We start from the raw sequence: 17,619 nt of genomic DNA on the forward strand, positions 1-17,619 counted from the left end.
TCGTTATTCCTGATATACTTTCAAAAAGTAGAGGCTGCTCGCATGCTAGAGCAGCCTCTTTTATCAACCTTTTCCGTTTGGACGTTTAAATTGCTTTTCCTCTGCACCCGTTGTCCATTCAACTAATTCTGAACTCGTACGCCCTTTTTTAGCATTATTGTTTCGCATGGCATTAGCATTACCTTTTTTTGTTCTACCCATGAAATCATCTCCTTTTAACATTTTCATTGGTAGTATGCTTGATTAAATGTTGTGTTATACGGTTACCATTTTGGTGCTTTTCTTACTTTTATACCTTGTTCGAAAGAGTATGCAATTGAAATCAATATAGGCTCACAATATGCTTGACCTGTAAAGGTAATGCCAATAGGTTCTCCAGCGTTTGAATATCCTGCCGGGACTGTGATAGACGGATATCCCGCTTTTGCAGGAATGGATGCCCCGTAATTATTTGGGAATACGATGGCGTCAAGATTGTGCTCTTTCATAGCAGAATCGATACCGTTCTCAGTGGAATGGTAATAATCCTCTTCAATTGCCTTAATATAAGCTTTTTCCGTTAAAGTCCCACTTGTTTCTTCTGCTTCTAATAAAACCACTTGTCCATATTTTAGCATTTTATCTTTATGTTGATTATTAAATTCAATAACGTTCTTCAATGAACGGATTGGATAGCTCGAGTGGAGATTTTTCAAATAGGCATTTAAGTCCGTTTTAAATTCATACGTTAAAACATCATAGCTCCACTTGCGGTTTGTTGAAGGAATGATAACATTATCCACTACTTCTGCCCCCAACTCCGATAGCTTTTGGACAGCTTCATTCATGACCTGTATTTTTTCGTCACCTAGATAATCAAAATACTTCTCACGTGCAATTCCAATCCGCTTTCCTCTTAATCCATCTACCTCCAGGTATGTTGTAAAATCAACACTACTTAAAGCGGTATTCGTTAATGTTATTGGGTCCTCTTCGTCAGGACCAATTAAAGCATTTAAGAGATGTACAGCATCCCTAACCGTACGTGCCATTGGCCCAGCCGTATCCTGTGTATGCGCTATCGGAATTATCCCACGTCGACTAATAAGTCCTACAGTTGGTTTAATCCCAACAAGAGAATTTTGGCTAGCTGGGCTTAAAATAGAACCGGATGTCTCAGTTCCTACTGCAACAGCTGCAAAATTAGAGGCAATAGCTGCACCCGAACCAGAACTAGAACCTCCGACTACAAAATCACCTGGACCGTAAGGATTTAATACTTGTCCACCTCTTGAGCTATAGCCACTAGGCATCCCTTCAGCCATGAAATTTGCCCACTCCGTCATATTGGTTTTTCCTAGGATGACTGCTCCTGCACTACGCAATTTTTCTACAACAAAAGAATCCTCTAGTGCATACGAGTTTTCCAATGCTAACGAGCCAGCGCTCGTATGCATTTTATCATTAGTATCGATATTATCTTTGATCAAAACAGGTATTCCGTGCATTGGTCCTCTTGGGCCACTCACCTTCCGTTCAGAATCTAATGCACTTGCAATTTGTAAAGCATCTGGATTTATTTCCAAAACTGAATTTATCTTCGGACCGTGTTGATCAAATTTCGCGATTCTATTTAAGTACATCAGAACTAAATCTTTTGAAGTTAGTTCATTATTGTTCATTTTTTGTTGCATCTCGTCAACAGTTGTTTCAATTAACCATTCTTCTGATAGCTGCTTTAATTTTGGATTTTCCATGCGGTGGATTATTCTCCTTTTCTTTCGAATTACTAAATATATTCTTGATATCTTTGAAAAAAACCTTTTTTATTATATGGGTTATCATTTCTCGGCTAAACTGCCAAATAGAGTTTGGTTCGGGGTATATATGCGGAGTTTTTCCGGTTAGGGAAAAATGGATATTAAAAAATGGCTCAGTATAGTGAACTGAGCCATTTTATTCGGGTTTTGCAACAGGAAACTAAAATCCGTTAGCATGACGAATGTTATTTTTTTGTCTTACTAAAATTCCTTATTGTTGAGTAAGGTTTTTTCGTTTTGTTTGCTTCATGTTCTTTTTTCATAGGTCGGTCTTTCTCGTCTATAATATTCCCACCGAAAAATACTTTTTTAGACAATGGAATATTTAGTTCGTGACAATATTTTTTTAACTCGCGCTCTTCCCGTTCGTTTACAAGAGAAATAACAATTCCGTCTGCACCGAAACGACCAGTACGACCTGATCGATGAATGTACTGTGTAATATCCTTAGCAAAATCAACATGAACAACATGAGTGACATCTTGGATATCTAGTCCTCTTGCAGCAACGTCTGATGCAATTAATAATTTTATTTTACCAGTTCGAAGATTTTTCAATGCAGCTTTACGATCATCCTTTTTTAAATCGCTATGCAAAACAGCTATTTGAATATCCTTGAACTTAAGTTTCTCAGCAACAAAATTAATTTCAACAATATCGTTAATAAAAGCAAGACCTCGAATATTGTCTAAACGGCCAATTTTCTCTAGCATCATTGGCTTTTCACGGTTTTCACATACAAAATAAATATGCTCAACCTTTCCAGCCTTAATCGTTTCGTCCTTTTTCACTTTAATTAATTCAGCATCTTGTGTAAGATCTTTAGCAATGTTAACAGCACGTTCCGTTAAAGTGGCTGAAAATAAAACGACCTGTCTGTCACCAAGACTGGATTTTATTATTTGCCTGATTGTTTCAATGTGCTCTGGAACAAGAAGCTGATCACCCTCATCTAATACAACCATCTTCACTTCATGCATTTTAAGCTTCTTTTGTTTGATTAACTCGAGCATTCTTCCAGGTGTACCAACAATTAACTGTGGACGCTTTTTGATTTTTTCTAGCTGTCTAGCAACATTAGCTCCACCTATGAATGATGCACTTCTAATTCCGCTTCCCTCTGACCACTTTTGCACTTGCTCTAAAATCTGCATGACCAGTTCTTGTGATGATGCTAGGATTACCGCTTGAATCCCCTGGCTATCTGGATTAATTTTATCTAAAACAGGCAGTAAATAAGCCAACGTCTTTCCTGTTCCAGTAGGCGATTCGGCAATGACATCTCTTCCAGCTGTTATCAACGGAATGGCTTGAGATTGGATGGAAGTTGGCGTTTCAAAGGCTGATTTTTCCCAAACCGCTTGAATAAAAGGTTTTAATGAAAATAAATTGTCTGACATGTGTTTCTCCTTTATATGTAAGGATTTCGTTTCCTATTAGTATTTACCTAAGGCTGTTTTCTAAAACTTTTCAATAAAATAAGAAAAAACTAGTACCGTTATTGATACTAGCTTATCCCTAAAGGATTGTCTAATACTTTCTAAGAACAGCTCTCACTGGACTGCCATCCGCTTCTGCTAATGGTAAAGGGAGAGCGATTAACTCATAAAAACCAGGGTCGACATGTTGTAAATTAACAGCTTCTAAAATATGAACTCCATTTTCATGAAGTGAATGGTGGGCCGGTAACTCTTTACTATCAAGGGGATCAACAGAAGGAACATCAACGCCAATTAATCGAACCCCTCTTTCTCCTAAAAAAATTGCAAGGTCAGGTCGTAAATAGGTTATCTTTTCTGGAAACTGATTTGGATCTTCCCATGAGTCTGTCCGCAAAATCACTCTTTCCACGTCTTGAAGGTCCACTTCGTGGAAATCACTTGCTCCAACACTTTCTTTATTCCGCATATCCACCACAAGTGCTCTACCAACATATAGACTTAAATCAAGATCGTAGATTCGTTTACCCTCATCATCAAAATGGAAGGGAGCGTCGACATGGGTTCCTGTATGTGTGCTCATTTCCAATTTCCCTACATTAACCGAGCCACTGTCTGCTTTTGACCATTCGATTTGAAAGGAAAAAGGGGTATCACCTGGCCAAGTCGGTACATTGTTACCAAGCTTTCTAGAAATATCTATAAGTTTCATTTATATTGGCCCCCTAGGCTATGACTTCTCGTTTGTTTTCAAATTTTTCATAAAGCTTCTCTTCCATGATTCGTTTTAATATTTGAACGGTATGCCAAACATCGACATAAGACGTGTAAAAGGCTACAGGTGCTAAGCGAATAATATTAGGGTTCCGGTAGTCAGGGATAACCCCAACTTCTTTTAGCGTTTTGCAAATTCTGGCTGCATCTGGATGCTCTAAAGCTACGTGCCCACCTCGACGGGTATCCTCAAGTGGATTTCCGATTGTGAAATTGAATTCTCCCAATTCCGACTGAATTAATTCCATTAAAAAGTTGGTTAACTTAAGAGATTTTTCGCGAATCGCTTCAATCGATGCTTCCGCAAACATTTCTAACGATCCAATTAAAGGTGCAGTACTTAAAAGATGTGGTGTCCCTATTTGATAAGCCCCAGCATCTGAAGCTTGTGTAAACGTATGCTCCATATCGAATTGTTTCTCTTTATTGGAACCAAACCATCCAGTAAGCCCGGGCATTGTACCAAAATGCTTTTCGTTCACATAAAGAGCACCCACCCCACCAGGACCACTATTTAAATATTTGTATGTACACCAATAAGCAAAATCAACGCCCCATTTGCTGAAATGATGTGGAATAGCACCAACAGAATGGCAGCCATCAAAACCAATTATAATGCCCCTTTTATGCGCTTCAGTAGTTAATTTTTCGATATCTAAAAGTTGACCACTTCGATAGAGAACGGTCGGAAGAATAATTAGTGCTACTTCTTCAGTCATTGCATCAATAATATCTTGCTCATCAATCAATCGACCGTCTCGACTCTTAACTTGAATGAGATGTTCGCTTGGATTAAGACCTTTAAGCTGCAATTGGCTTTGCATAGCATATATGTCGGACGGAAAATTAAGTTCATCAGCTAGTATCTTCGTTTTTTTTCCTTTTGGCTTATAGAAAGTCGCCACTAACTGGTGAAGATTGGTTGTGGTGCTCGCTGTAATGATTACCTCTTTTGCTTTTGCTCCAACTAAAGGGGCGCACATTTCTCCAAGCTTTTCAGAAAGCGTGAACCACGGGTATTTGCCATTCATCCAGCCATCTATACCTAGCCTTTTCCATGAATCAGCTAACTCTAGGAGGGACGTTTCAGCCCTTTTACTCATTAATCCTAGAGAGTTACCATCTAAGTATAAATCCTTTTTTGGAAGATAGAATTCCTCCCGGAAGGATTGAAGTGGATCCTGTTGATCGAGCTTTTCAGCATATTCTAATGAATTCAATACCGACATGAAATGAGCCCCCTTTGAAACCGGTTTATTTTATGTTATATTCTTTTTCTGTTCGGTTATTACCTGCTAGAAATCGAAAGTTTTTATTCTATTAATACAAAACGGGCAGCACTCTATTTAGAGTCCTACCCTCAATCAACTAATGAAAAGCACGCCAAAACGCACCATCTTTATTAATAATCTGGTCAATCTCACTGAACGGAATGGTAAAGGTCGGAAATCCTGCGGCATATGGGGCAATATCATATGGGGTAAAGTAGATGTAGAGTTTGTTTGCGTCAATATAGAACGGCTGATCAGGAGCGATTCCTTTATACGTATTTGGGAAAACATATGAATACTGTGGATCATTTTTTATCTGCTCTCCGATAATCCCATTTAGCACTTCCACATAAGAACTATCCGGTTTGAATAAATCCTTCAACTGATAAAAAACACCACTTTCTAAATCAACATGGGCATATACTTTTTTGGGCATTCCATGCGCTGCACCAAACGGAAAGTTATAACCGTTCATTTCAATTTCTACAAGTCGATTTTTGAAAAAATAGACTTCATAATCTCCATTATAACTGTATTCTATCTGCTTATTTGGATCAATTTCCTTCACCTCTGAAAGTTGCGCAAGCTTCTGGTTAACCTTTTTTTGCATCGCTTCAAAACGCATGCCTTGTATCTCAGGATAATAAACTAAATAATCCTTATTCGGGTTATACTTCTTTTCAATAACACGGAAACGATTATTCAATGGAATAATTTGATTTTGCGACCAAACTAATGTCCCTTTAGGATTATAGTAGCGTAACCTCATATCGATGTTTCCTTTTATTAATGCGCCTTCCATACTTAAAGTTCCGTTTCCCTTTGCAATCGGCAGGTTTGGAGCTATCTGGCCATTTTTATCAATAAAAAACGTATTCTTTGTATCCGAAGCTGAAGCATAGCCATTCTTATAGTCCATTACATTTACATACTTAAATTCTGTTAATATCCTTCCGTTAAGATCAGCAATCGAATACTTAGATCCTGCAAACGGAATCTTCTCATCAATGGCTTTCCCAAGGGCTATTCGGTTCTCACCAAGGAGTAAAATGTCATTATAAATTGGTTCAATAATATACTTACCTGTATGATCTATTAAGCCATATTTAAAAAACGTTTCATCAGTATTTACCACAGCTCTGCCACTTTTGAAGGCTTGAGCTCCTGTAAAAGATGGTTCAATAACAACTTCACCTTTCTCGTTCAGATAACCAAACTTCCCACCAGCCTCATGCTGAAAAGCCATCAAGCCTTCGCTTAATGCCCCTATAAAGGCATTAGAAAAGGACCCCAGCGTTTTTCCATTTAGGTCGATTAAATCATATTTTCCCTCTGCAACTTTTACAACTGCCTTTCCCCCATTAAAATCAGTAGCAGATTCATATTTTAATGGAATAACTTCTTTACCTTGTCTATTTAAAAAGCCATATAAATAACGACCGTCTTCAGCTGTTCCCGCAAACAAAGCTCTTCCATTTTGATAGTTACTGATGTAGCTATATGCCTTACTCGTCAGCACTTTTCCGCGCTCATTAATGACTTTAAAACCTTTTGTATCCATCACTACCGCACGGCTTTCGGAAAAGGGATTGATGAAACTGTATTGCGGATGAACGATAAATTGACCGAACTGATTGATCAAACCGAATTCGTCCTTGGTCTGAACTGCTGCAAGCCCGTTAGGTTGAAAATCCTGTGCATCTTCATATTTTACAGGAGTAACAAAATTTCCTTTATGGTTAATATACCCCCACCTTTTTCCACCTATCTCTTTAATCGAAGCTGGAAAAAGATCTATCCCCTTTACTCGAAAGGAGGTAGCCCCCTTTAAAGTAGAGGTTGGGTACCAAAAGGAATAATTATGATTAAAAATTGTAGTATAAATATCATTTTGGAAGGAATACGATACCAACATTTCCTCCCTACCATCCAAATCGATATCCTCCAACCTAACGGAAGGACGTTCTCTCCAATCATCCCATAACAATTGTGCCCCCTGCGGCAAAACACGGCGTAAGTGCTCAAAAAACATTCGCCTTCCCCCTCCACCAAACCTCATTTCTACCTATCATATGGAAAAAACACAAAAAAGGGTCTGTCCTTCAACACTTTAACGTGCCGGGGGACTGTCCCCCGGTACGTTAATGCGTTAATGTCCTATACGGTCGATGTATGGGATTAGTTCAAGGAATTCTTTATAGGTTATGTTTGTGTTCCAGTTGCCTGTTAGTTTGGCGATGATAATCATAAGGACGAATAATCCAAAAAATACGGACGGAATGATCCATTTGTTTACTTTTTTAGTTGCGACTGTCATGTTTAAGGTGTCTTTTACTGGACAAGCTTCCACACAGGACATGCAGGCTGTACAGTCTGGCGTTAATACGGCCATTTTCTCGTGTACCTTAATTCTTTGCGGACAAACACGTGTACATTGGCGACAATCAATACAAGTATCCTCATTACGCTCTATTTTCGTTACGCCGAAGATGGTTCCTAATCCAATAAGTGCTCCATATGGACATAAGTACCGACACCAAAAGTTCGGGAAAAACAGCGACAGAATAAACACAACTAAAATAACCTTTAAAGCAAAACCTCCTAGATTTAAGAAAAATAACAGCATTTTCACATCAGATACTTTATTATATGGTTCTTGCAAGAAATCCCATGCAAAGTCAATAGGCATATCTATTACGATTATTTTTATAAAGAAAAGGAGTAGCAAATACTTCAATGGGATAAGTAGCCAAGATATCCATTTAGGTATATCGAAATTCTTCCTAAAAATCATCTTACCAAGTCTTGCTGTCCATTCACTTAAAGTTCCTATCGGACAAATCCAACTACAGAACGTCTTTCTAAATAGGAGTCCCGACCCGATAAAGAAAGTAAACAATAGTAAACCAGCAGGGTGAATGTGATCAAACTCCCCTGTAAAGATCCATACCTTTAAAGCAACAAGCGCACTAACTGGTAAAAACCCTTCCACAGCAGCTGGTCTTTCCACATACGGTTCAATACCTAACGAGGCAAAATGATTATAGAATTGAAAGAATCTAAACCCTACATACAATAAAAATATACTAAAGACGATTTGAACACTCATCCTTACATATTGAATTGGCTTACGTTTAAATTGCCTAACATGCCATGCTTTAGATTTCATAACCGACCCTCCAAGATTTCAATATATTTATATTTACTATAAGGAATGGACGGAATGAAAAGTGTGATGAAACTCTCGCTTTGGTAATAATTCACATAGTGTTCATGAAGATTTCACGAAACCATCACTCTTATTCAAATTGGTTGAAAAATATTTTACCATGCTACATTATCTGGAAGTAACTGAATATGGGGATAACAAAAAGCGCTAGTGCAAAAAGACTAGCGCTTACAAATATTCATAAAAGTTTAATTAGGAACTTCTAATATGACTTTGGTTCCTTTTTCTAGTTCAGTTTGTATATGTAAGGTTCCACCTATTGAGCGTGCCCGTTCTTCCATACTAAATAGACCTACTCCGCGCGATTGAATGCCTGCAACGAAACCTTTACCGAGGTCTTCTATCATAACTCGTATTATATCATCCATCTCTCGGATGGTTACAGCAGCTTCGTCTACTTCTGCATACTTCCGAATGTTGGTTAAAGATTCCTGGATCACCCGATAAATAGTAGTTTCAGTATTGTAGTTTAATCGGCCACTCAGGGCACAGTCAAACAAAACATCAATCTTGTAGTGTTCTGAATAACGATTTAAGAACGAACGTATGGCTGGGATTAATCCAAGGTCATCCAACACAGAAGGACGAAGCTCCCAAGAAATATCTCGGACCTCCTCAATCAACTCCTGCGCTTCATCTAACATTTGGTCAATTAATGGATGGTCCATTTCTGCTTTTAGCCGATGAAGTGTAATCAAATGGCTGTATAAATTCTGACCGATACCATCATGTAAATTACGTGAAATGCGCTTCCGTTCATCCTCTTGAACCTCAATAATTCGAGTCATCGTCTTTTGAAGCTCTTCCTCGACCCGTTTTCGTTCTGTTATCTCATAGCGAATGGCTAAATACTGATAAGGCCTACCATTTTCCTTTAAAAAGGGGACAATGGTTGTATCGACCCAATAAATATTTCCATCCTTAGCTCGGTTGCGAATCTCCCCTTGCCAAACAGACCCACTTCCAATTGTTTTCCACATTCCCTTAAAGAAATCAGTGGAGTGGTAACCAGAATTTACAATCCGATGGTCTCGCCCCATCAGCTCTTCCCGAGTGTATCCAGAAATGTGACAAAACTTATCATTTACATATTTAATAATTCCCTTTTCATCCGTCATCGCAACAATCGATGATTCATCAAGAGCAAACTTTAAATCCACTAATTCCTGCATCGATTTTTTTAATTCGTCCTCAATTTGGACATAAGATTCTGGAGAACTAATCTTATCTAATTCTTTGTTCTGTTCACGGTTCATAAATAATAGCCCTCCTGTATTATAAATGGATATGGCTTTTGATTGCCTCTTCTAAAAGAAGAGCATATTTTTTGATGTGCTGCTGTTCTTCATCGGAAAATTTATGAATGCCATTACGATGACCAACTAGCAATACCCCTTTAGGAATCCCATTAAAAAATAAAGGCACCGCAAATGAAGAAACTAATTTCTCAGCTAGCATAATCGGATAATCCGTAGATTTTCCTAATATATTCTCAGGAAAACTCGTAATCATCATTGGACTACCGCTTGAAATCACTCTTCCTGCAATACCTTTCCCGTAACGAACCGTAATTCTTTTATATTTATCTGTAATATTTCCAGCCGCACAATGCCACCTTACATCTGGTCCAACTTCATTTTGGATTGCTAATCCAACAAAATCTGCTTCCATAACCTCTAAAACCTCTGAACAGGTTTGAACGGCAATGAGACACTCTTTTAATTCCTCCATATTAGACCATATCCTTTACAAACCATAACCTAATAACCCCTTTTTCAAAGCAAATTCCACTAGCTCAGGTCTCGTTTTCATTTGGAGCTTTTCCATGAGGTTTCCTTTATGCGTTTCAACCGTTTTCACACTGATGACTAGCTGCTCAGCGATCTCTTTATTCGAGAAACCTTTTGCAATTAATGTAAGGACTTCCTTCTCACGGTCAGATAAAAGATTAAAACTGTCAGGTGCATGCCCATTTTTCATACTTCCTAAATACTCTTCCATTAATCTTTTTGTAGCGGATGGATGTAGGTAAGCATTCCCTTTTGCGACATCGGTAATCGCTGCTAAAAGCTCACTATGTGGGGCACTTTTTAATATACAACCTGACGCTCCCGCTTGAATCGCTCTAAATAAATACTCTTCATCGTCATGCATCGTTAATATTAAAATATTGACCTCAGGCATTAGCTTTTTCAGTTCAGACGTGGCCGATAAACCATCTTTTCCATGGGGCATACTTAGATCCATCACCACCACATTAGGGAGTAGTTCTAGCGCTTTTTGAATTCCTTCATTACCTTCAGAAGCTTCTCCGACTACTTCCATTTCTGGATTTGTGTTAAGAAGCATTTTCAAACCCATACGTACAACTGCATGGTCATCAACTAGCAGAATTCTGATCAATGTTAACTCCCCTTTGTTCCTCTTCAACTTTAAGTGGAAGAGAAATTTCGATTGATGTTCCCTCTCCTATCTTAGAGGATACCACACAATCTCCGCCAGTTAGAAACATTCTCTCCTTCATCGCAGCAATACCAAAGGATTGAATTTCATTTATTTCGAAGCCTCTTCCATAATCCTGGATGTTAATTTGAAGAGACTGTTCTGACCAAATAAAAGTCATTTTCACAATAGATATATCTGCATATTTGGCAATATTCGATAAAGCCTCTTGGCAAACTCGAAAAATAGCTATGCTACTGCTTTCATTTATCGACCGTTCTTCACCAATTGATTTAATATCTACCTCAATTCCAAAGGTAGATGTATACAATTTTACATAGCTTTTTATAGCTGGTAATAGTCCTAAGGTTGTAAGGGTGGGAGGGTGTAATTCAACAGATAGAAGGCGTATCTCTTGAATGGTTTTTTCCATAATTTGGGACATTTCTTTTATATAGGACTTTAAATGTGGCTGCTCCACTCCAGCTTCTATAAATTGTAATCCAGTAAACATGCTATATAATGATTGCCCTACACCTTCATGTAGCTCCAATGCGATTCGTTTAATCTCTTCTTCTTGAGATTGAATAATATAGGAGCTAATTTCTTGTTTTTCTGGTAAAAGTCCCATCGGATTCCGCACTCCCTTCCTCATTTTATTTTTTTCTAATTAAATAATAAAGACCACTGTGTGGGTCGTATGCTGACCAATCCATATCACTTAAACTCACACTGCTCGTCAAAGGAATAGCAAAAAAATAATACGTATCAAAATAAATGCGCAGATGTGTTTTATCTGGACATAGTTCTAGCTTTTTAATTTGTTTTTCGACCCAAGGTGGCTGTGTATCCGTCTCGGCATCGTGAATCGCAACCTCTATTTTTCCACCTAAAAATGGCTCTAAATCCTTAATGAGTTCCACAGCTTCCACACCCTTTTGGATTGTTTGGATAAATATACATTTGGTAGCCTTGCAAATACTCCCAAAACGCTTCTCCCGCATGTTCCTCCAAATAGTGAAGGGTTTCCTCCTCCGTTTTCCAAGGAGCCATCCCCTTCACTTCTGCTACTACGATATCTGCACCTTCTGCACTCTTCTCTTCTAAGTACCAATTCACTCGGATACCTTGAAAAACCGATTCCATTAGCGCTTCTATTTCAACTGCAAAGCCCCCACGTGCTTCTCGCACAAAACAAAAATCTAAGTATGCTTCACTATTCATGCACGCTCGCCACCTTTTTTTCTATTTCTAGCTCCAAGCGCCATCGGCTCGTCGCCGAAAGCTGAGCGCTTTACGCTTTTCTTCGATCACGCTTATAAACAAGCCAGGCTATTGGAAAAAGAATTATATTTAAGCTCATAAAAATTAGCGTATTTACATAATTCTCATAGAAATATTGATGGACCATGAATTGAGTAAATACGATATTGAGCAATAGTATTCCACAAAGAAGAGCTACACTAATATAATTACGCTTCATAACGTTTCACCCTTACTGCAAAGATTGCACCATCTTTAACTTCTACTTCAATTTCCGGTAGTGGACGTCTTGGTGGTCCAGCGGTTGGTGCCCCAGTCTCGACATCAAACTTACCGTGATGACAAGGACAAATCATTTCATTTTTATCTTTCACCCAGAAAACAGGGCATCTTAAATGAGTGCAAGCATTTTGATAGGCAACGAATTTCTCATCACCTAAGCGAATTAATAAGGCACTATCGTGTTCTCCAGGAAAATGAAACTCTACTGCATCACCAATAGCTACTGCATTTAAATCAGCAATTTTTTGATGTGGATACTCTTTATTTCCCAATCCTAATAATTCTTTTGCTGCTACTGCTCCCCATGGTAGGGAGGATACAGCGAACACACCCGCTGCACCTACTAACGTTTTCATAAAGCCACGGCGATCTAGCTTTCTTTCATTATCACGGTTTATATTATGTGTATAATTATCTTCATCAAACGGGATTCGGTTATTTTTATCCGTCATAAGTATCCCTCCTTAGTACAACTTAGTTATTCCCTGTAAAATACCAGGAAGATTCACACGTACATTTGTTTCATTTTCTAAATGAATACTCGTTACCCATTTATCATTTTTAACATTGAATTGCTTTTGTTTACGTTCGATTTCTTCATCTGTTAACCATTGCAATGTGTTTGTTGGACATACACTAGCACACATTGGAGGAATTCCATCTTTACTACGGTCAATACATAAGTCACATTTATACATCAAGTTTTGTTCTGTATCGAATTTAGGTATTCCATATGGACAGGCAATCGTACAGTTTTGACAGCCGATACACTTTTCTACTAATGCCGAAAGAACAGCTCCTGTTTCATGAATTTGGATAGCCTGTGCTGGACAGCTTCTTGCACAAGCTGGATTGACACAGTGAAGGCACATGAGAGGCATCGTTTGTGTATTAACAAGCGGGTTAACATCGTACACATAGTTTCTATTTCGCTCATCGTGTCCACCACATTGTGTACATGCTGCTAGACAGGATCTGCAACCTATACAATTTTCTAATTCTAAGTAGAGCCTCTTGTTCATTTATTTCACCTTCTTCATATCTATTTTTTCAATTTGAGCTGCACATGCCTTAAACTCTGGCATTCTAGAAATTGGATCGAGTGCACCGATAGTTAAAAGATTGATAGATTGTTCATGTCCCCAACTGTATGGAACAAATACCGTATCTTTACGAATTGCCTCAGTAATTTTCACTTTATAAATGGCTTCTCCTCTACGAGAGAATAAACGAACACTTTCTTCGTGGGAGATATTATATTTTGCCGCTGTTTCTGGATGTACTTCTACAAATGGATCTGGGCACATATCACGTAAGAACTTAATTCTTCTAGTTTGGTTACCTGATAGGTAGTGATAGACCACTCGACCTGTTGTTAGGCGTAGCGGATATTCTTGATCAGGCTCTTCAGCTGATGGTCTATATGGAAGGGCAAATAGTTTTGCCTTTCCATCTGGATGATAGAATTTTTTATCTAAAAACATATGTGGCGTTCCAGGATCTTTTTCATCCTTACATGGCCAAAACACACCATCCTGTTTATCAATCTTTTCCCACGTCGCACCGTAGTAGTCTGCATAACCGCCTTTAGAGGCTAAACGGAATTCATCATTAATATCTCTTGCTGTTTTTAAATGGGAGAAGTACTTTCCTCGACCAAGACGTTCCGATAATTCCACTTGAATCTGCCAGTCTGGCTTTGATTCACCTAATGGCTTTTGTGCTTGGTTGATTTTTATCGTACGACCCTCTACATTCGTAGTTGTTCCTTCGTCTTCTGCCCAAGTTGTGGTTGGTAACACTACATCAGCAAATTCAGCAGATTCTGATAGATAGAAATCCACACATACCATAAAATCTAAGTTTTTCAATTGTTGGTGGACATAATTTAAGTTTGGTGAAGAAACGGCCGGGTTTGAACATAATAGGTACAATCCGCGGATCGTCTTTTGTTCCATAAGACCAAACATCTCATACGCTGAAACACCTTCTTTAGGCATTTCTTCTGGCTCGATGCCCCAAACACTTGATACGTATTTTACATGTTCTGGATTAGCAATTTTGCGATAGCCTGGAAGAGCATCCGCTTTCTGTCCATGCTCACGGCCACCTTGACCATTTCCTTGACCAGTAATCGTTGCAACACCAGCCTTCGGACGTCCGATGTTCCCAGTAACTAAAGACATATTTACGTAAGCAGAAACATTATCTACACCTTTAATTTGCTGCTCAATTCCTCGTGCAAATAAGACAATTGCATTTGGCGCTTTACCATAAAGCTCAGCAGCGCGAATGATTTTTTCTTTCGCTACACCAGTGATTTCACTTGTAAGTTCAGGTGTAAATTCTTCTACAACCTGCTTCATTTCTTCAAAGCCATTCGTATGATTTTTTACGAATTCCTCGTCAACGTGACCATTTTTGATTAATAAATGTAAGATTCCATTCGCAAGAGCAAGGTCAGTTCCTGGTCTTAAATCAAGGTGAACATCCGCTCTTCTTGCAATAGGTGTTTCACGAGGATCGGCGATAATTAAGTAGCCTCCTCTTTCCTGTACAGCCCAAATTCGGAACATAGAGGTTGGATGACATTCAGCTGTGTTACTTCCAGCAATGAACAAACAATCTGTTTCATGGATATCTGTCCAAGGGATTGTCGATCCTCTATCGACACCAAGCGAGCGATTTAACCCACCAGCTGCACTCGACATGCAATAGCGTCCATTGTAATCGATATATCGAGTTTGTAATCCAACACGGGCAAATTTTCCTGTTAAATAACACTTTTCGTTTGTCATCGAAACGCCACCATAAACGGATAACGAATCTTTTCCATAGTTTTCTTGAAGCCCTTTAAACTTTTTCACAATTAGATCATAAGCTTCTTCCCAACTTGCCTCACGGAAACCCTCTTTAGTACCTTTAAGTGATTGGTCATCACGGATTAATGGTCTTAAAATACGGTCCTGATGATTAACTTGTTGGTAAGCAGTAACTCCTTTAGGACACATTTTCCCTAGTGTTACAGGCCAATCGTATCGAGGCTCTACACCAATAATTTTATTCGTTTTCGTATTCACCCTTAAGTACATCCCACATTGCATCGCGCAATAGCTACAATGTGTTTTGACCAATTCTTCATTCGGATGGTTTAAATTTTCAACTTCTTTAAAGAAATGATCTCTAGGGTTTTTAAAATTATCCATTTGCATTTTGATTTGCCTCCTTGACCTTCACCTGGTGTGTAGGGAATCCTGAAAATTGTGCAATTCTATATTTACGTCTACATGGTAAGCAAAGCTCTGCAAGATGGAAGCCTTCCTTCTTTGCAAATTCAATATCATTTGTACCAAGCACGTTAATGACGTCATTAGACTGTTCAACTGAAACGAAGTAATCTCCACATACTTTACATGGCTTTGGCGCCTGCTCCATATAATGTTCGCGGTAATTTCTTGCAAACACACTTAGCGGTCTAAATGGAATATGTGCAAGCTTTCCGAAAGGTAGGTAAATTAATGTAATAATGACTGACCATTGGTGGATAAGGGACATGAACGGCTGTCCTGCACCGTGTAAGAACATGTTCATAAAGGTTAATGCTAATCCTGTAACACTGACTAATAACAACATGATAAGAGGAAGAAAATCATACATAAAAGTTTGTTCTGCTCGAGCTTGCATATTTTTCAGGCGACGATATAACACCATACAAACTCCAGTAATAACCATTACAGCTGTTATGTTTAATGCATTATAAGATAACTGTGCAATAATTCCTTCAGCTGATACTGTCATGACTTGAATACCCATGAAAATGATGTTGTACATGCCATTATCATCCATTGTGAAGTACATCCAACCAAACACTAGTGGAAACGTGACGAAACAAGATAGGATACATCCAAAACCGATTAAGATATGTTGGGTCCAACGGTAAATTCCGCGATTCCAAATGAATCGATAAGTGATCAGATGTTCAGCGGTCGTTTGTGGGGTGCTTTTTCTAAAAAGTAGCTTGATCCCTTTTTTGATAAAAATCTTTGCTGGTGGCCTTTCCCCCCATGCGATAAATCGGTAGAAGAACCCACCAATGAAAACAATTGTTCCAACCATATATCCGTAAAGGTTTAAATCAACATGCGTGAACATGCGTGTGCCGATAAAGCTTAAAATTAAAAGTCCAAGTACACTTAAAAACATTGACTTGGCAAAATGTGAAGCAAAGGCATTATTGATAGATCCTGCTTTTTTAGTAGTAGAAGTATTGGCCTGCATCGTATATCCTCCTCAAAAAAAATAACACTCACGATTGATACTCTTATTGTAAGAGTTCATGAGTGTTTTCATATATGGGGGAATTCCCCCATCATAGGGGGAAAAAACCCTTATTGAGGCATTCTTTATGTCTAACTTGTTACAAATGCTTATTTTTGCATTTTTACTAACTATTAATAATTTTCCGAAAATTAAATCCGATCATTCTGATATAATGAGATTAAGAATACTATGAAATTCTTTAAATTCTCCATTAATTTTGAAAGGAGATGAATAGTGCTGCTTACTATAATGATTTTTCTAGGAGCATTTATATTAATCATTCTAATCCTTCCTTTCATTAAAGCAAGTAAAGGGGGATTAAAGTCAGAAGAAAAAAAAATCCAATATCCGATTATAGAGGTAACAAAAGAGCAGGTTCGTGATGCAATCCGTAATTATTCGGAAGAGCTACCAAAGGGTGTGTATAGAACCATATTGGTAAACGACGATTTTAGCATAGACTTTGAAAAACTCATTCCCATATTAAAAGGCATACCTTCAAAACCATTTTATATGTCAAAAGAAACGTATGACATTTTTGAAGAAAGCGAGAAAAATATCCCTTTATTAATGGATAAAATCCAAAAGGCAGTAGATGCTTATTATAAAGATAATCAACAGTACCCTATTTTAAAGTTTGACCCTCTACGTAGAGTGAATTACTACTTACTAAATGATGATCATTACATTGACATTCACCCCGAAATTGTTTTTTACATCACTAAATACGACGGAATTATTTCTCATATTAAGCCAGAAGATCTTCGGAGGTAACTCTCTAATAAATAAAAGGACTTTGC

19 protein-coding genes are annotated in these 17,619 nt (G+C 38.2%); 1 reads left to right on the forward strand and 18 read right to left on the reverse strand.

Annotated elements, in window-relative coordinates:
• Positions 1-63: 63 nt before the first annotated feature.
• From LRP83_RS04635 to LRP83_RS04720, 18 genes are all read right to left on the reverse strand, one after another.
• Entirely contained in the window at positions 64-201 is a 138-nt protein-coding gene (locus LRP83_RS04635; RefSeq protein ID WP_230495506.1) for a hypothetical protein, read from the reverse strand.
• Positions 202-263: 62 nt separating this feature from the next.
• Entirely contained in the window at positions 264-1,736 is a 1,473-nt protein-coding gene (locus LRP83_RS04640; protein WP_230495507.1) for an amidase family protein, read from the reverse strand.
• Positions 1,737-1,984: 248 nt separating this feature from the next.
• Complete coding sequence (locus LRP83_RS04645) at positions 1,985-3,199, reverse strand: DEAD/DEAH box helicase (RefSeq protein WP_230495508.1); 1,215 nt, start codon at positions 3,197-3,199, stop codon at positions 1,985-1,987.
• A 130-nt stretch (positions 3,200-3,329) separates the two neighbouring features.
• Complete coding sequence (kynB, locus tag LRP83_RS04650; RefSeq protein WP_230495509.1) at positions 3,330-3,950, reverse strand: arylformamidase; 621 nt, start codon at positions 3,948-3,950, stop codon at positions 3,330-3,332.
• 13 nt (positions 3,951-3,963) lie between these two features.
• Positions 3,964-5,241, reverse strand: coding sequence for a kynureninase (kynU, locus tag LRP83_RS04655; protein WP_230495510.1), 1,278 nt, complete (start codon positions 5,239-5,241; stop codon positions 3,964-3,966).
• A gap of 139 nt (positions 5,242-5,380) precedes the next feature.
• Positions 5,381-7,315, reverse strand: coding sequence for a WG repeat-containing protein (locus tag LRP83_RS04660; protein WP_230495511.1), 1,935 nt, complete (start codon positions 7,313-7,315; stop codon positions 5,381-5,383).
• A gap of 117 nt (positions 7,316-7,432) precedes the next feature.
• Positions 7,433-8,452: a 4Fe-4S binding protein gene (locus tag LRP83_RS04665; protein ID WP_230495512.1), complete on the reverse strand. Its 1,020-nt coding sequence runs from the start codon at positions 8,450-8,452 to the stop codon at positions 7,433-7,435.
• A 248-nt stretch (positions 8,453-8,700) separates the two neighbouring features.
• Entirely contained in the window at positions 8,701-9,768 is a 1,068-nt protein-coding gene (locus LRP83_RS04670) for a PAS domain-containing sensor histidine kinase (protein WP_230495513.1), read from the reverse strand.
• Positions 9,769-9,787: 19 nt separating this feature from the next.
• Complete coding sequence (locus LRP83_RS04675; RefSeq protein ID WP_230495514.1) at positions 9,788-10,243, reverse strand: GAF domain-containing protein; 456 nt, start codon at positions 10,241-10,243, stop codon at positions 9,788-9,790.
• A 15-nt stretch (positions 10,244-10,258) separates the two neighbouring features.
• The gene (locus LRP83_RS04680) at positions 10,259-10,915 is read right to left on the reverse strand and encodes a response regulator (protein WP_290369491.1); all 657 of its coding nucleotides are present in this window, start codon (positions 10,913-10,915) and stop codon (positions 10,259-10,261) included.
• On the reverse strand, positions 10,893-11,585 hold the full coding sequence (locus LRP83_RS04685; protein WP_230495515.1) for a sensor histidine kinase: 693 nt from the start codon (positions 11,583-11,585) through the stop codon (positions 10,893-10,895). The genes LRP83_RS04680 and LRP83_RS04685 overlap by 23 nt, the downstream gene beginning before the upstream one ends.
• A gap of 25 nt (positions 11,586-11,610) precedes the next feature.
• Positions 11,611-11,877, reverse strand: a complete 267-nt coding sequence (locus tag LRP83_RS04690; RefSeq protein WP_230495516.1) for a hypothetical protein — start codon at positions 11,875-11,877, stop codon at positions 11,611-11,613.
• Complete coding sequence (locus LRP83_RS04695; RefSeq protein WP_230495517.1) at positions 11,864-12,178, reverse strand: hypothetical protein; 315 nt, start codon at positions 12,176-12,178, stop codon at positions 11,864-11,866. Before LRP83_RS04695 ends, LRP83_RS04690 begins: the two co-directional genes overlap by 14 nt.
• Positions 12,179-12,248: 70 nt before the next feature.
• A complete protein-coding gene (locus tag LRP83_RS04700; protein ID WP_230495518.1) occupies positions 12,249-12,437 on the reverse strand; it encodes a hypothetical protein in 189 nt (62 codons plus the stop codon).
• Positions 12,427-12,951, reverse strand: coding sequence for a Rieske (2Fe-2S) protein (locus tag LRP83_RS04705; RefSeq protein ID WP_230495519.1), 525 nt, complete (start codon positions 12,949-12,951; stop codon positions 12,427-12,429). The genes LRP83_RS04700 and LRP83_RS04705 overlap by 11 nt, the downstream gene beginning before the upstream one ends.
• A gap of 12 nt (positions 12,952-12,963) precedes the next feature.
• Positions 12,964-13,521 carry a 4Fe-4S dicluster domain-containing protein gene (locus LRP83_RS04710; RefSeq protein WP_230495520.1) on the reverse strand — a complete coding sequence of 186 codons (558 nt, stop codon included), beginning with the start codon at positions 13,519-13,521 and terminating at the stop codon, positions 12,964-12,966.
• The gene (locus LRP83_RS04715; protein ID WP_230495521.1) at positions 13,522-15,711 is read right to left on the reverse strand and encodes a molybdopterin oxidoreductase family protein; all 2,190 of its coding nucleotides are present in this window, start codon (positions 15,709-15,711) and stop codon (positions 13,522-13,524) included.
• Positions 15,698-16,777, reverse strand: a complete 1,080-nt coding sequence (locus tag LRP83_RS04720) for a hypothetical protein (protein WP_230495522.1) — start codon at positions 16,775-16,777, stop codon at positions 15,698-15,700. Before LRP83_RS04720 ends, LRP83_RS04715 begins: the two co-directional genes overlap by 14 nt.
• Before the next feature lie 276 nt (positions 16,778-17,053).
• On the opposite strand from LRP83_RS04720, the gene LRP83_RS04725 reads away from it, so the two are divergent.
• On the forward strand, positions 17,054-17,593 hold the full coding sequence (locus tag LRP83_RS04725; RefSeq protein ID WP_230495523.1) for a DUF3939 domain-containing protein: 540 nt from the start codon (positions 17,054-17,056) through the stop codon (positions 17,591-17,593).
• Positions 17,594-17,619: the final 26 nt, after the last annotated feature.

This window comes from Pseudoneobacillus rhizosphaerae (assembly GCF_917563885.1).
GTDB lineage: Bacteria > Bacillota > Bacilli > Bacillales > Cytobacillaceae > Pseudoneobacillus > Pseudoneobacillus rhizosphaerae.

Excerpts from the sequence above, each read along its gene's own strand:
- LRP83_RS04675 (WP_230495514.1), bottom strand. The coding sequence starts at position 10,243 with ATGGAGGAATTAAAAGAGTGTCTCATTGCCGTTCAAACCTGTTCAGAG.
- LRP83_RS04670 (WP_230495513.1), bottom strand. The coding sequence starts at position 9,768 with ATGAACCGTGAACAGAACAAAGAATTAGATAAGATTAGTTCTCCAGAA.
- LRP83_RS04700 (WP_230495518.1), bottom strand. The coding sequence starts at position 12,437 with ATGAAGCGTAATTATATTAGTGTAGCTCTTCTTTGTGGAATACTATTG.
- LRP83_RS04710 (WP_230495520.1), bottom strand. The coding sequence starts at position 13,521 with ATGAACAAGAGGCTCTACTTAGAATTAGAAAATTGTATAGGTTGCAGA.
- LRP83_RS04640 (WP_230495507.1), bottom strand. The coding sequence starts at position 1,736 with ATGGAAAATCCAAAATTAAAGCAGCTATCAGAAGAATGGTTAATTGAA.
- kynU (WP_230495510.1), bottom strand. The coding sequence starts at position 5,241 with ATGTCGGTATTGAATTCATTAGAATATGCTGAAAAGCTCGATCAACAG.
- LRP83_RS04705 (WP_230495519.1), bottom strand. The coding sequence starts at position 12,951 with ATGACGGATAAAAATAACCGAATCCCGTTTGATGAAGATAATTATACA.
- kynB (WP_230495509.1), bottom strand. The coding sequence starts at position 3,950 with ATGAAACTTATAGATATTTCTAGAAAGCTTGGTAACAATGTACCGACT.
- LRP83_RS04715 (WP_230495521.1), bottom strand. The coding sequence starts at position 15,711 with ATGCAAATGGATAATTTTAAAAACCCTAGAGATCATTTCTTTAAAGAA.
- LRP83_RS04695 (WP_230495517.1), bottom strand. The coding sequence starts at position 12,178 with ATGAATAGTGAAGCATACTTAGATTTTTGTTTTGTGCGAGAAGCACGT.
- LRP83_RS04665 (WP_230495512.1), bottom strand. The coding sequence starts at position 8,452 with ATGAAATCTAAAGCATGGCATGTTAGGCAATTTAAACGTAAGCCAATT.
- LRP83_RS04645 (WP_230495508.1), bottom strand. The coding sequence starts at position 3,199 with ATGTCAGACAATTTATTTTCATTAAAACCTTTTATTCAAGCGGTTTGG.
- LRP83_RS04635 (WP_230495506.1), bottom strand. The coding sequence starts at position 201 with ATGGGTAGAACAAAAAAAGGTAATGCTAATGCCATGCGAAACAATAAT.
- LRP83_RS04685 (WP_230495515.1), bottom strand. The coding sequence starts at position 11,585 with ATGGGACTTTTACCAGAAAAACAAGAAATTAGCTCCTATATTATTCAA.
- LRP83_RS04660 (WP_230495511.1), bottom strand. The coding sequence starts at position 7,315 with ATGTTTTTTGAGCACTTACGCCGTGTTTTGCCGCAGGGGGCACAATTG.
- LRP83_RS04720 (WP_230495522.1), bottom strand. The coding sequence starts at position 16,777 with ATGCAGGCCAATACTTCTACTACTAAAAAAGCAGGATCTATCAATAAT.